Origin of the sequence: Prosthecomicrobium sp. N25, assembly GCF_037203705.1 — a bacterium.
GTDB lineage: Bacteria > Pseudomonadota > Alphaproteobacteria > Rhizobiales > Ancalomicrobiaceae > Prosthecodimorpha.
On the sequence record NZ_JBBCAT010000003.1, the window covers coordinates 309,003 to 321,408 of the forward strand.

At 71.6% G+C, this 12,406-nt stretch carries 17 protein-coding genes; 11 read left to right on the forward strand and 6 right to left on the reverse strand.

Going from position 1 to position 12,406, the window contains the following annotated elements:
- Positions 1-76: 76 nt before the first annotated feature.
- The gene (locus WBG79_RS20575; protein ID WP_337359098.1) at positions 77-784 is read right to left on the reverse strand and encodes a type 1 glutamine amidotransferase domain-containing protein; all 708 of its coding nucleotides are present in this window, start codon (positions 782-784) and stop codon (positions 77-79) included.
- Between the two features lie 230 nt (positions 785-1,014).
- On the opposite strand from WBG79_RS20575, the gene WBG79_RS20580 reads away from it, so the two are divergent.
- Genes WBG79_RS20580 through WBG79_RS20590 form a run of 3 tightly spaced genes read left to right on the forward strand, consistent with a single transcriptional unit; the run spans position 1,015 to position 3,196 of the window.
- Entirely contained in the window at positions 1,015-1,389 is a 375-nt protein-coding gene (locus tag WBG79_RS20580; protein ID WP_337359099.1) for a YciI family protein, read from the forward strand.
- Positions 1,390-1,418: 29 nt separating this feature from the next.
- The gene (locus tag WBG79_RS20585; protein ID WP_337359100.1) at positions 1,419-2,612 is read left to right on the forward strand and encodes an RNA polymerase sigma factor; all 1,194 of its coding nucleotides are present in this window, start codon (positions 1,419-1,421) and stop codon (positions 2,610-2,612) included.
- Between the two features lie 50 nt (positions 2,613-2,662).
- On the forward strand, positions 2,663-3,196 hold the full coding sequence (locus WBG79_RS20590; protein WP_337359101.1) for a DUF1499 domain-containing protein: 534 nt from the start codon (positions 2,663-2,665) through the stop codon (positions 3,194-3,196).
- On the opposite strand, the gene WBG79_RS20595 is transcribed toward WBG79_RS20590, so the two are convergent.
- The 3 genes from WBG79_RS20595 to WBG79_RS20605 all read right to left on the reverse strand — a co-directional run bounded on the left by WBG79_RS20595 (position 3,187) and on the right by WBG79_RS20605 (position 4,440).
- Positions 3,187-3,450, reverse strand: a complete 264-nt coding sequence (locus WBG79_RS20595) for a SemiSWEET transporter (protein ID WP_337359102.1) — start codon at positions 3,448-3,450, stop codon at positions 3,187-3,189. The genes WBG79_RS20590 and WBG79_RS20595 overlap by 10 nt on opposite strands.
- A gap of 1 nt (position 3,451) precedes the next feature.
- Entirely contained in the window at positions 3,452-3,802 is a 351-nt protein-coding gene (locus WBG79_RS20600; protein ID WP_337359103.1) for a DMT family protein, read from the reverse strand.
- Positions 3,803-3,945: 143 nt separating this feature from the next.
- On the reverse strand, positions 3,946-4,440 hold the full coding sequence (locus tag WBG79_RS20605) for a DUF1097 domain-containing protein (RefSeq protein ID WP_337359104.1): 495 nt from the start codon (positions 4,438-4,440) through the stop codon (positions 3,946-3,948).
- A 425-nt stretch (positions 4,441-4,865) separates the two neighbouring features.
- Here WBG79_RS20605 and WBG79_RS20610 point away from each other — a divergent pair, with 425 nt between their 5' ends.
- Complete coding sequence (locus WBG79_RS20610; protein WP_337359105.1) at positions 4,866-5,246, forward strand: DUF3775 domain-containing protein; 381 nt, start codon at positions 4,866-4,868, stop codon at positions 5,244-5,246.
- 62 nt (positions 5,247-5,308) lie between these two features.
- Here WBG79_RS20610 and WBG79_RS20615 read toward each other — a convergent pair whose 3' ends face one another.
- On the reverse strand, positions 5,309-6,085 hold the full coding sequence (locus WBG79_RS20615; protein WP_337359106.1) for a DUF4394 domain-containing protein: 777 nt from the start codon (positions 6,083-6,085) through the stop codon (positions 5,309-5,311).
- Between the two features lie 210 nt (positions 6,086-6,295).
- Here WBG79_RS20615 and WBG79_RS20620 point away from each other — a divergent pair, with 210 nt between their 5' ends.
- The 6 genes from WBG79_RS20620 (at position 6,296) to WBG79_RS20645 (ending at position 10,451) form a co-directional block, all read left to right on the forward strand.
- On the forward strand, positions 6,296-6,850 hold the full coding sequence (locus WBG79_RS20620; protein WP_337359107.1) for a sigma-70 family RNA polymerase sigma factor: 555 nt from the start codon (positions 6,296-6,298) through the stop codon (positions 6,848-6,850).
- Positions 6,847-7,641 (forward strand): anti-sigma factor, encoded by a 795-nt coding sequence (locus WBG79_RS20625; RefSeq protein ID WP_337359108.1) that lies wholly within the window; start codon positions 6,847-6,849, stop codon positions 7,639-7,641. The genes WBG79_RS20620 and WBG79_RS20625 overlap by 4 nt, the downstream gene beginning before the upstream one ends.
- Before the next feature lie 85 nt (positions 7,642-7,726).
- The gene (locus WBG79_RS20630; RefSeq protein WP_337359109.1) at positions 7,727-8,614 is read left to right on the forward strand and encodes a DMT family transporter; all 888 of its coding nucleotides are present in this window, start codon (positions 7,727-7,729) and stop codon (positions 8,612-8,614) included.
- 218 nt (positions 8,615-8,832) lie between these two features.
- Positions 8,833-9,324, forward strand: coding sequence for a histidine kinase (locus WBG79_RS20635; protein WP_337359110.1), 492 nt, complete (start codon positions 8,833-8,835; stop codon positions 9,322-9,324).
- 136 nt (positions 9,325-9,460) lie between these two features.
- Positions 9,461-10,114, forward strand: coding sequence for a hypothetical protein (locus tag WBG79_RS20640; RefSeq protein WP_337359111.1), 654 nt, complete (start codon positions 9,461-9,463; stop codon positions 10,112-10,114).
- Position 10,115: 1 nt separating this feature from the next.
- Positions 10,116-10,451, forward strand: a complete 336-nt coding sequence (locus tag WBG79_RS20645) for a hypothetical protein (RefSeq protein ID WP_337359112.1) — start codon at positions 10,116-10,118, stop codon at positions 10,449-10,451.
- Positions 10,452-10,472: 21 nt separating this feature from the next.
- Here the strand turns inward: WBG79_RS20645 and WBG79_RS20650 are convergent, their stop codons facing one another.
- On the reverse strand, positions 10,473-10,937 hold the full coding sequence (locus tag WBG79_RS20650) for a hypothetical protein (RefSeq protein WP_337359113.1): 465 nt from the start codon (positions 10,935-10,937) through the stop codon (positions 10,473-10,475).
- Positions 10,938-11,131: 194 nt separating this feature from the next.
- Here WBG79_RS20650 and WBG79_RS20655 point away from each other — a divergent pair, with 194 nt between their 5' ends.
- On the forward strand, positions 11,132-12,397 hold the full coding sequence (locus WBG79_RS20655) for a pyridoxal-phosphate-dependent aminotransferase family protein (RefSeq protein WP_337359114.1): 1,266 nt from the start codon (positions 11,132-11,134) through the stop codon (positions 12,395-12,397).
- The last annotated feature ends 9 nt before the right edge of the window (positions 12,398-12,406 follow it).

Here is a 12,406-nt window from a genome sequence, read left to right on the forward strand (position 1 = left end):
GTCGCGAAAAGCGCGCGGAACCTAGTCCCGGACGGGCCTCGGGGCAAGCGGAAAGGCGGGCCGCAGGGCCGGTAAGCTACCGCCCCACCGTGTCGCGCGCCGCCTCCACGGCGCGCTCCGCGGTGGCCTCGGAGGACATCGGGTTCTGGCCCGTCACGAGCCGGCCGTCGCGGACGACCTTGGGCTTGAAGGCCGGGCCCGGCTCGAAAAAGGCGCCGAGTTCGCCGAGGCGCGTCTCCAGGAGGAAGGGCACCACCTCGGTCAGCCCCACCGCCGTCTCCTCCTCGTTGGTGAAGCCTGCCACCCGCTTGCCGGCGACTAGCGGGGCGCCGTCGGTCCCCTTGGCGCCGACGAGCCCGGCCGGGCCGTGGCAGACCGCCGAGACGACGCCGCCGCGGGCATGCACGTCGCCGAGGAGCGCGGCGAGCGCCGGGTCGCCCGGCATGTCCCAGACGGCTCCGTGGCCGCCTGCGAGAAAGACCACGTCGTAGTCCGCCGCGACCACCTCCTGCACGGAAGGCGCCCGCCGCAGCTTGCCCATCGCGGCCTCGTCCTTCTTGAAGGCGACCACGTCCGGCAGTGGCTCCTCCGCGCTCGGCTCGCTCTTCGGGTCCGCCGCCGGTTCCCCGCCGCGGATCGACGCGATGTCGACCTCGAAGCCCGCCTCGCGGAAGACCCGGTAGGGGGTGGCGAGTTCCTCCCAGTAGAAGCCGGTCGGCTTGCCGGTGTCGCCGAGCCGGTCGTGCGAGGTGGCGACGATCAACGCCCTCATGATTTTCTGCATGGTTCCCTCCGGTGCCGGAGAGCCAAACACCGGATGGGCCCCGCGGGTTTCCGCAAGGACCGGCTCCGCAGTGAAGAAATTTTTCCGGCCCGGTGTCGATCTCCTGCCTGCCCGCGGCTCATGGGGTCGAGGGGAGGCGATCCCGGCCGCCTCCCCGAGGCGCGTAGCGCAGGACCGTTGGCCGACGCGCCCGGGGCGACTAGCCTGTCGACGCCGGAGGAGGAACGACGATGCAGTACATGCTCAGCTTCATGGAGCCCGAGGAGATCTACCAGAAGTACGAGAACCCGGAGACGCGCAGCCCGTCCCTCGGCGCCTGGATGGCCTATATCGGGGCCATGCGCGAGGCCGGCGTGATGGTCGGCGGCCATGGCCTGCTGCCCCCGCGCACCGGCACCATCGTGCGCATCCGCGACGGCGCGCGCCAGGTCGCCGATGGCCCCTACCCGGACACCAAGGAGCAGCTCGGCGGCTACGTCGTCCTGGACGTGCCCGATCTCGACGCCGCCCTGGAATGGGCCGCCCGGGCGCCCGCCGCCGAGTACGGGTCGGTCGAGGTTCGCCCCGTCATGCCGCCGATGCCTCCGGCCGGGTCGGCGCGGTGACCGATGCGGCGCGCGCGGCCGAGAGGGCCGTGCGCCTTTCCTACGGCCGGCTGGTCGCGATCCTCGCGGCCCGCAGCCGGTCGATCGCCGCCGCCGAGGACGCCCTTGCGGACGCCCTCGCGGCGGCGCTGCGGACATGGCCCGTCGACGGCGTGCCAGAGCGGCCAGAGGCCTGGCTGGTCACCGCCGCGCGCCGCCGCCTCGGGCAGGAGGCGCGTCACGGGCGGGTGCGCGCCGAGGCCGCCGCCACGCTCGACCTGATGGGCGAGGCCTCCCTGGACCCCGATCCGGCCACGATCCCCGACGAGCGGCTCCGCCTCATGCTGGTCTGCGCCCATCCGGCGATCGACCCCGCCGTCCAGGCGCCCCTCATGCTGCAGACGGTGCTCGGCCTCGACGCCCAGCGCATCGCCGGCGCCTTCCTGACCTCCCCGGCCGCCATGGCGCAGCGCCTCGTGCGCGCCAAGGCCAAGATCCGCGATGCGCGCATCCCCTTCGAGGTCCCGGACCGGTCGGCCCTGCCGGCCCGCCTCGACGCCGTGCTGGGCGCCGTCTACGCGGCCTTCGGGACCGGCTGGGAGGATGCGCTGGGCAGCGACCCGGCGCTCAAGGGACTGACCGAGGAGGCGATCTGGCTCGGCCGCCTGGTCGTGGCGCTGGCGCCCGACTCGCCCGAGGCGAAGGGGCTCCTGGCGCTGATGCTGGGGTCGGAGGCGCGCAGGGCCGCCCGGCGCGACGCCCAGGGCCGCTTCGTGCCCCTCGGCGAGCAGGACGCGACGCTCTGGGATCTCGAGGCTGTCGGCGAGGCCGAGGGCCTGCTCGCCGCAGCCGCGCAGGCCCGCCGGCTCGGCCGCTTCCAGGTCGAGGCCTGCATCCAGTCCGTCCATCTCGAACGGCGTCGCACCGGCAGGACGGACTGGCGCGCCCTCGCCGCCTTCTACGAGCTCCTGGTCCGGCTCGCGCCAACCCTCGGCAACCGCGTCGCCCGCGCCGCGGCCCTGGCGGAGGCGGCCGGCCCGGCCGCCGGGCTCGCCGTCCTCGACGAGATCGGCCCCGAGGCGCGGGCCTATCAGCCCTTCTGGGCCACCCGCGCCCATCTCCTCGCCGTCGCGGGCGAGCGGGCCGCGGCGGTCGAGGCCTGGAACCGGGCCGCCGGGATGAGCGAGGATCCGGCAGTCCGCGCCTTCCTTTTGGATAAGGCCCGGTCTATGCGGGAAGCGTGACCGCGCCCGCCCACGCGCCCGCGCTCCGCCCGACCCACCCGGAACCCCCGATGCGCCGTGTCGTCATGATGATCCTGCTCCATGCGATCGGCCTCGCGGTCCTGGCCGCCGCTGCGCTCTTTGTCCTCTACGGCCGCGAGAACACCTGGGCGCTCCTGTTCGGCAAGCCGGACCTGGGCCGGGTCGAGTTCGAGACCCTGACGCGCAGCCCCTGGCCGAACGATGCCCTTGTCTGCCCGGCGACCCTGTGCCGTGCCAGGATCGACCGGGAGCCGCCCGTCTATGCGGTCGAGCCCACGGTCCTGCGCGAGCGCCTGCGCGCCGTGCTCGCCGGCCTGCCGCTCGTCACCCGCGTCGCCGACTACCCGGAGGCGCTCGAGGAGCGCTACGTCGCCTACACGCCGCTGATGCGCTTTCCCGATACGATCCGGGTCCGCTACCTGCCGGCCGGACCGGGCCGGTCGACCCTGGCGCTCCACTCCCAAAGCCAGCTCGGCCGCGCCGACTGGGGCACCAACGGCCGCCGCCTCGACGACTGGCTCGCCCGCCTCGCCGCGGTCGAGCCGCCGGTCGCTCAGCCGTAGCGGATCTTGACCCCCAGGATCACGCCGTTGAGCACGAGGCTGACCACGTTGGAGGCGATCAGCGGCCAGCTCTGGATCATGAGCCCGTAGGTCAGCCACAGCACGATCCCGGAGACCAGCATCGCGAAGGTCGCCAGCGACAGGCTCGAGGCCTGGCGCGAGCGCAAGACCCGGAGCGCCTGCGGGATCCAGCAGGCCGTGGTCAGCACGGCGGCGATGCTGCCGACGAGCTCGATCAGCAAGGGGGAGATCATCTTACCACTTCTGGAAAACGAAGAAGGCGCCGAGCGCGATGAGGGCGAATCCGATCGCGTGATTCCACCCGAGCGGCTCGCCGAGATACGCGTAGGAGAATACGGCGAAGACGAGGAGAGTGACCACCTCCTGAATCGTCTTGAGCTCGGCCGCGGAATAGAAGGCATGTCCGTAGCGGTTGGCTGGCACCGCGATGCAGTACTCGAAGAAGGCGATGCCCCAGCTCGCCAGCACCACCGTCCAGAGCGCCGCGCCCTTGAACTTCAGGTGCCCGTACCACGCGAAGGTCATGAAGACGTTGGAGGCGAGCAGCATCACGATGGGGGCGAGGGGCGTGCTGAGGACCTGCATGGGGGCTCCGGCTGAAGGATCGGAAAGGGCCGGACGTCACCACGTTTGCCCGCCGAGGTGAAGCCCTCCGCCCGCGCCCCCGCATGCGAAAGGCCGCGGCGGATATCCTCCGCCGCGGCCTCTGGATGGTGCGGCCGCACCGCCTACTTGGCGAGGGTGCCCGCGATCTTGCCGGACACGTAGCCGAACAGGCCGCCGACGATGCAGGAGAGCGCCACCGTCGTGAACGGCCCCTTGAGGCCGAAGTTCAGAGCGTCGCCGCTCGTCAGCAGCGTGTAGCCGGCCGTCGAAGCATAGCCGTACACGGCGGCCGGGATGGCCCCGAAGAGCGGCAGGTGGGCGCCGAGGATCATCACCGCCACCGTGATGCCGACGATGATCGAGATCACCGGCAGGCTGCCGCCGCTCGCCTTTGCGACGAGGACGAGGGCGACCGTGGCGCAGAGGGCGCCCCAGATGTTGGCGACCACGGAGTTCTTCAGGCCGGCCTCGCCGCCCCCGCAGTGGAAGAAGCTGGCCCAGGCGATGAAGACGATCCAGATCTGCAGGCCGAGATCGGCGGCCGGTCCGAGCACGAGATAGGTGGCGACGGCGCCGAGCGCGCCGATGACGATCGCCAGAGCGGTTACAAGATTCATATGTTTTCCTCCCAGTTCGTCGGGAGGACGACGTCGACCCTTGCGCGAACGCCCGAGCGCGCGCGCAATGCCGAGTCCGCCATGCGGCGAAGAGCCCCCTCTTCGTCCCCCCGGCGGAAACTATGCGGCATTTCCTCAAGGTTGTCATCGAGTCGGGGAAAACAGATCGCGCTCGACAGCATGGCTGCAGCATGCATGAATAGGCCTGAATCAATTCTCATTCCATGAACTTACGATCTGAGACTCGATTTTTACTAGACAGTTGTCGTTGGCCGCGGCGCGACCCCTCCCTGCGACCTTACGACACTCGTCGGCCTTCGGATCGCCGGCGGAGGCCGAAGGACGCGCCGGCCTTGATCCGTCGCAAGGCGGGGCGCACCGTGAGAGGGCAGTCTGTCCCGCGCGCGACGTCGAGGAGAAGGCTCATGGAAATCGCCCCCGCCAAGGTTCAGGAACTCATCGAGTACCTGCGGATGATGGACGGCAAGGAGGAGGCCGGCGGCTTCGGCGGCGGCATCGACGGCTACGAGGACGGCGCCCTGCACGTGCTGGAGACCATCGCGGACGACGGCACGGACGAGCAGATCCGCGGCGTGATCGAGGGCCTGAACGTGGACGAGAAGGCCGACCTCGTCGCCCTCGTCTGGATCGGCCGGGGCGACTTCGAGCCGCAGGAGTGGCCTGTCGCGGTGCGCCGCGCCGCCGAGCGGGCGACCCGCTCGACCGCACGCTACCTGATGGGCATCCCGAACGTCGGCGACCTCCTCGAGGAGGGCATGGCCGCCATGGGCTACGAACTCGAGTGACCCCGGGCCGCGGCGGCGGGGGGTGAACGGCCGCCGCGGCCCGGTCGCGGTCGCGCGGCGGCTCAGCCGCGGGAGAGGACCGCGATGTCGCGGACGGTGCCCTCGACACCGTCGATCCGTACCGGGCTCGACATCGCTCCCGTCGCGAGGTCGAGCTTGTGCAGCGTCGTGCCGACCAGCACCCAGGCGGTGTTGCCGCCCTGCCCGTCCGCCACGATGTCGAAGGCCGTCACCTTGCCGCCGACCGACCCTATGGTGTTGAGGATGCCGTCGTTCGGCGGGGCCTGCTTGACGAGCAGCCCGTTGGCGGTGTCGAGGTCGTAGAGGGCCGTCTCCTTGGTACCCTTGACCGAATTGGAATAGGCCGCGGCCGTGACCTTCGGGCTCTTGCCCCTGTGGGCGTCGGTGTCCGCATAGCGGAGCTTGCCGTCGGTCGCCACCTTGCCGTCGTCGACGTTGGCGCGCAGGCTGGTCCCGTCCGCGCCGATGATGCGCATCCGGTCCGCGACCGGGTTGAAGTCGACCGCGCCGGCGACGCCGGCCGGCAACATCGCCTCCAGCTTCGACCGGACGGTGGCCTTGCCGGTCGCCGGATCGACGGTCGCGACCGTCCCGTCCGCCGCCAGGGCGTAGAGCATCCCGTCCGCCGGCCGGACGTCCAGGCCGACCACGGGCGCGGACAGGCCGGAGATCCGGACCGGCTTGGCGGCGCGCCGCTCGGCCGTGTCGATGAGCGCGAGCCAGTCGTCCCCGACGAGCGCGGCGACGGTTTCGGCGGACGCCGCGACGGTCTGCAGGGCGAGTGCGGCGGCGGCGAGCGCGAGGGTGCGGGACGGCATGGGACGACCTCCTTGTCTTCGGGCCGGCGACCCTCGCCGGTCCCATGCCGCGGTTACCCGGCGCCCCCCTCCCCGGATGCGGCCTGACGATTTGTTGAGACCCCCTGCATCCGGGCGTCCCGCGGCGGTGTAGAAGGTTTGCGGGACCTCGCGGACCCGCGCTCGAACCGGGCACGGCCCGCCGGGGGAGGACGAAACGTGGAGCTTGCCGTGAACGAAGGGCGTCCCGCGTCGGGCGAGATCGAGGCCCTGATCGGCGCCTGCGCCGAGGGCGACCGGTCGGCCCTCAAGGCTCTCTACGACCGCGAGGCCGGCCGCATGATCGCGGTCGCGCAGCGCATCGTGAAGCGCCGCGCCCTCGCCGAGGAGGTCGTGCAGGACGTCTTCCTGCAGGTCTGGCGCAAGGCGGAGACCTTCGACCCGCGCCTCGGCAGCGGCCTCACCTGGATCTACGCCATCCTGCGCAACCGCGCGCTCAACATCCTGCGCAGCGAGAGTCGGACGGATCTCGTCGACGACCCGGAAACCTACGACCGTCCCTCGGAGGACGAGGATCCCGAGGCCGCCGTCGCCCGCCTTTCCGAGGCCGGTGCCCTGAGGCGCTGCCTCGACCGCCTCGAGCCGCGCCGGCGCGCCGCCATCGTGCTCGCCTACACGCAGGGGCTCAGCCACGGCGAGCTCGCCGGCCGCCTGGGGCTGCCCCTCGGCACCGTGAAGTCCTGGATCCGGCGCAGCCTCGCGAGCCTCAGGGAGTGCCTCGGATGACCGCCCCTCCGCCGCCGCCCGCCCCCGCCGCGCCCGGACCCGACCGCGACCTGCTCGCCGCCGAGTGGGTGCTCGGCCTCGCCGAGGGCGCGGACCGCGCCGAGGCGGAGCGTCTCGTCGCCGCCGACCCCGCCTTCCGCGCCGCCGTCGCCGGCTGGCGCCGTCGCCTGGCCGAACTGGACAGCGCCACGCCGCCCGCCGATGTGCCGGCCGGCCTCTGGCCGAGCCTTCTCGCCCGCCTGGACGGTCCGTCGCCCGCCGCCGACCCGGTGGAGGCCGACCGGGATGCCCCGTCCGGTGCCGTCCTCCTGCCGTTCCCGCCGACCGGACGGCCCGGCGCCGGCCCGGTGGCGGGGCTCTGGGGCTCCGTCCGCGTCTGGCGCGGCTTGGCGGCGGCGGCCGTGGTCGCCATGGGACTCGTGATCGGCACCTATTGGGAGATGCCGGCGCCGCGTCCCCAGGTGGTCGCGGTGCTGCTCGTCGAGCCCGGCAAGCCGGGCGCCGTCGTGGAGGCCTTCGCGGACGGCCGCGTCCGCCTGGTGCCCCTCGCCGACCTGCCCGTGCCGGCCGGCCGCGCCCTCCAGGTCTGGACGTTGCGCGACCGCGCCGAGGGCCCGATTTCGGTCGGGCTGATGCCGCGGGCCCGCACCCTGCCCCTCGACCTCGGCCACCTGCCCGACCCCGCGCCCGACCAGCTCTTCGAGATCACCCTGGAGCCCGAGACCGGCTCCCCGACGGGGCGCCCGACCGGCCCGGTGCTGATGAAGGGCCTCGCCGCCCGGACCTTGTGAGGACGGAGACGGGCGCACGCTCCCGGCGGAAGACGGTGGCCTCGCCCCCTCGCGGTGCGCACCCCGGCTGGGCTATGGTGCGGCGATGCGCAAGGCCGTTCTCTTCGCCGTTCTCGCCATCGCCCTCCTGTCCGCCATGGACGTCGCCATCAAGCTGCTGGCCGAGCGCTACCCGGTCCTGCAGGTGGCGTTCCTACGCTATGCGGCGGGCGGGCTGGTCGCCTCCGTGGGCATGGCCCTCGTGCGGCCCGGCTGGCCCTCGCGGGAGACCGCGGTCGCCAATGGGAGCCGGGCGCTCCTCGTCGTGGTGACGGCGACGAGCTTCTTCTATGCCATCAGCACGCTGCCGCTCGCCGAGGCGATCGCGCTCTCCTTCGTGGCGCCGCTGCTCATCGCGCTCTTCGGCATTCTGATCCTCAAGGAGCACCTCACCGCCCGCGTCGCCGCGACGCTGGCGATCGGCTTCACCGGCATGCTCATGATCGTCGGCGGCCGGATCGGCGCCGGCGCCTTCCAGGGCGGCGCGGTGCTCGGCGTCGCGGCGGCGTTGCTTTCGGCCCTCACCTATGCGCTCTCGCTCGTCTACCTCCGCCACCGCGCCCAGCGCGACCCGGTGATCACCATCGTGTGGTTCCAGAACGCGGTGCCGTTCCTGATCCTCGCCTTGCCCGCGGCCCTGGTCTGGGTTCCGCCCGCCCCCGCCGACCTCGCCCTCTTCGCCGCCGTGGGCCTCCTCGGCATCGGCGGTCATCTGTCCATGGCCCGTGCCTTCGCGCGCGCCCCCGCGGCCGCCCTCGCGCCCATCGAGTACACCGCCCTCGTCTGGGGCGGCCTGTGGGGCTTCCTGGTCTTCGCCGAGCTTCCGACCCTCGCCACCCTCGCCGGCGCGAGCCTGATCGTCGCCGGCACGCTCTGGGGCCAGTGGCCCGCCATGCGCCCGGCTCTCGGCGGAGCCCGGGCCGAGAACGCCTGAGCCGGGGCCGCGCAGGGCCGGCGCGTGACGGGCTCATGACCGATCCCGTCAAATCGTCCGATTCCGACAACATCCGCTTTCCCAAGCGGAAAGAAGCCGCCCGCTCCGACCCGGCGGTTCGCCGGCCGGTAAGGCCTGACCGCTAGTCTCGCCCCATCGCCGGTTCGTCGCGGGGCCCGCTGCGGGCCGGCTCGCCCATCCTTGCTGGAGACCATTCGATGCTGAGACTGATGCTTGCCGCCGCCCTCGCCTTCGCCGTCCCGAGCCTCGCCGAGGCCCGCATCTTCAAGCTCGGCACCCCCGTGGTCGCCAGCGTCGACCTGCCGGCCAACTGGAAGCCGACCGCCATCGAGGCCGGCGTCGAGGCGGTCTCGCCCGACGAGGAGATCTATCTCGCAGTCGAGGTGGCGAGCGTCGCCAGCGCCGAGAAGGCCGTCACGGAAGCCCTCGAGTATCTCCTGAAGCAGGGCGTCAAGGTCGACGACAAGACGGTCAAGCAGACCGAGGGCACCATCAACGGCATGCCGCTCTTCGAGATCTCCGCCAAGGGCCAGGACGACGACGGCGCCGAGACGGACATCAGCGTCGCCGTGGCGGTCGTCAACGAGACCACCATGCTGGTCCTGACCTACTGGGGCAGCGAGACGGGCGAGAAGAACCACGCCGAGACGCTCGTCAAGATCGCCCAGAGCCTGAAGAAGGCCGGCTGAGCGGCGGTCCCGCGCCAGGCAGGATCGAAGGCGGGGCCGATGCGCCCCGCCTTTCCATGCAAGCCCGGCCCGCCGAAGTTTCGCCACCAAGGCGCCGCAGGCTAACGGTTCGTTAACGCTTGCGGAGTTGCGTGGAATGCGGACGGTGCCGGCCCTTCTCCTGTCCCTGGCCGTCGCCGCCGGGACCCTCCCGGCTTCGCCGGCGCCCGCCCAGACGGCCGGTCAGGCCGAAAAGGCCCCCCAACTCAACAACCCGGTCGAGGACTTCAACCGCACCCTCGGCGAGGTGAAGAAGAATCTCGGCTCACTCACCGGCAAGATCGAGCAGTCCACGAAGGACATCGAGAAGGCGACCGCGCCCGACGCCGCCCGGCGGGAGCTGGCCGACCTGCAGGCCCTCATCGCCGAGGCGCTCGGTTCCGTCTCCGACAACGGCTCGGTCGCGGTGCTCGGCCAGAAGGTGGTCGATTTCGCCCGCACCAAGCAGCGCCAGATCGAGGCCGACACGCGCTTCACCAACGAGGAGCGCCAGTTCCTCGTCCAGGAATGGACACGCATCGGCGCCGAAGCCAAGAAGGCGAGCGAGGACCTGACCATGGCCCGCCAGGAGTTCGCCCGGCTCCTGCGCACGGTCCAGACCCGCAGCGACTACATCGAGGAGCTCCAGGCCCTCAACAACGCCGACCAGATGCTGCAGGTGATCCGCCGCCTGGCCGACGACATCCGCAGCGCCTCCTCGGCGCTGAAGAGCTTCCTGAAGGCCGTCACCCCGCCGGAGCCCGGCACCTGACATGCCCCGCCCGCCCCTGCGCCTCGCCGCCGTCGCCCTCGCGCTGGCCGCCACCGGCTGCCGCGTCGCCGAGGAGCCGACCGGCTTCGTCGAGGTGAAGCGCCAGTTCGCCCAGTCGAACGGCACCTATCGCCTCAACGGCGAGGCCGTCGCGGGTCTCGCCGATGCCGCCGGCGCCACGGCGGTGATCCGCCAGAAGAGCGGCCCGGTCACGGTCGCCTTCGAGCGAGACACCCGCACCTACGACCTCTGCCGCTTCGACCTCGGGAAGAACCGGATCGTCACGGTGACGATCTATCTGGAGGGCCGCGAGATCAAATGCGCGGTCCAGCTCTGACGCGGGCCGCCGGCGCCGGTCTCACTCCGCCGTGTGGCTGTTCCACTTCATCCACTCGGGCTCCCGGTCGCTGTTCCAGCGCATCCAGTCGGGCAGCAGCTCCAGCGCGTCGTCCGGCACCGGCTCGCCGTCCGCGAAAGCACGCTCGACCCAGTCCTTGAGCATGCGGCGGGCGCGGGAGACGTCCTTCCACATCAGGAAGATTCGCGTCGACTCCGACAGCTGGCTCGGCGTCACGGCATGGCGGCGGGGCACGAAGAGCAACATGCCGAGGCGCGTCTTGTTCGGGTCCTTCAGCCGAGAATAGTTATACATCCAGATCAGCGGCCAGAGATGGAATGTCCCGAACTGCTGCATGGAGATCTCGGACAGCGACTTGGCGTGTCCGTTCTTGTTGCGGTCGATCCTGACAGTCAGGATGCTGGACGGATCGGGCTTCACGATCTCGGCTTCGTCTCGGTCGACGTCCACGCGGAAGACGGTCATTTCACTCTCCCCTGACAATCGCCGGCTCGGCGATGACGGGACTTTGACCGGGAAGCGCAGGCGCCGCTGTTCCCGCAGGAACAGGTGAAGTTCCCCCGAAGGGGCATTCGAGAGCAGCCGGCCCGTTGAAGCGCCCGGGATGCCGGTGCTAGCGTCGGTCCGCCCTGCTTCCGCCGTCCGAAGGACTCGAGCCGATGACCCTGATGAGGCCCGCCGACCCGGCGCTCGCCATCCCCGAGCTCTTCGAGGAGCTCGACCCCGCCCCGCGGCTCCTGATGGGCCCCGGCCCGGTGGACGTGAACCCGCGCGTGCTGCGCGCCATGGCGGTGCCCCTTCAGGGCCAGTTCGACCCGCAGTTCACCGGCTACATGAACCAGACCATGGCGCTCTACCGCCACGTCTTCCGCACCCGCAATCCCTGGACCTTCCTGATCGACGGCACCGCGCGGGCCGGCATCGAGGCCTGCCTGGTCAGCCTGCTGGCGCCCGGCGACCGCCTCCTGGTGCCGATCTTCGGCCGGTTCGGCCATCTCCTGGTGGAGATCGGCGAGCGCGTCGGCGCCGCCGTCTCCACGATCGAAGCCCCCTGGGGCACCGTCTTCGACCCCGGCCGCATCGAGGACGCGATCCGGACGCACCGGCCGAAGGTGCTCGCCATCTGCCAGGGCGACACCTCGACCACGATGCTCCAGCCGCTCGACGAGATCGGCGCGATCTGCCGGCGCCACGACGTCATTCTCTACGTCGACTGCACGGCCTCGCTCGGCGGCAACCCGATGGAGGTCGACGCCTGGCAGATCGACATCACCTCGGCGGGCCTGCAGAAGTGCCTCTCCGGCCCGCCCGGCTCCGCCCCGATCACCTTCAACGACCGCGTCGAGGCGATCGTGAATGCCCGCCGCCACGTCGAGCAGGGCATCCGCGCGCCGGGCCAGGAGGAGGGCGAGGGGCCGGTGATCCGCTCCAACTACTTCGACCTCGCCATGCTCATGGACTACTGGTCGCCGAAGCGCCTCAACCACCACACCGAAGCCTCCTCGATGCTCTACGCCGCGCGCGAATGCGCCCGCGTGCTGCTCGAGGAAGGCATCGACGCCTCCGTGGCGCGCCACGAGCTGACGAGCCGCGCCCTCCGGGCCGGCCTGGAGGCCATGGGCCTCGCCCTCTACGGCGACCCGAACCACCGGATGAAGAACGTCACCGGCGTCGTTATCCCGGACGCGATCAAGAACGGCGAGGCCGTCCGCAAGGCCATGCTGGAGGACTTCGGCATCGAGATCGGCACCTCCTTCGGGCCGCTCGCCGGCAAGATCTGGCGCATCGGCACCATGGGCTACGTCTGCCGCAAGCCCAACGTCCTGCGCTGCCTCGCCTCCCTCGAGCAGGTCCTCCGCCGGAACGGCTACGTGCCCCCCGCCGGAGCCGGCGTGGACGCGGCGATGGGGGTCTACGGGGGATGAGAGTGGACC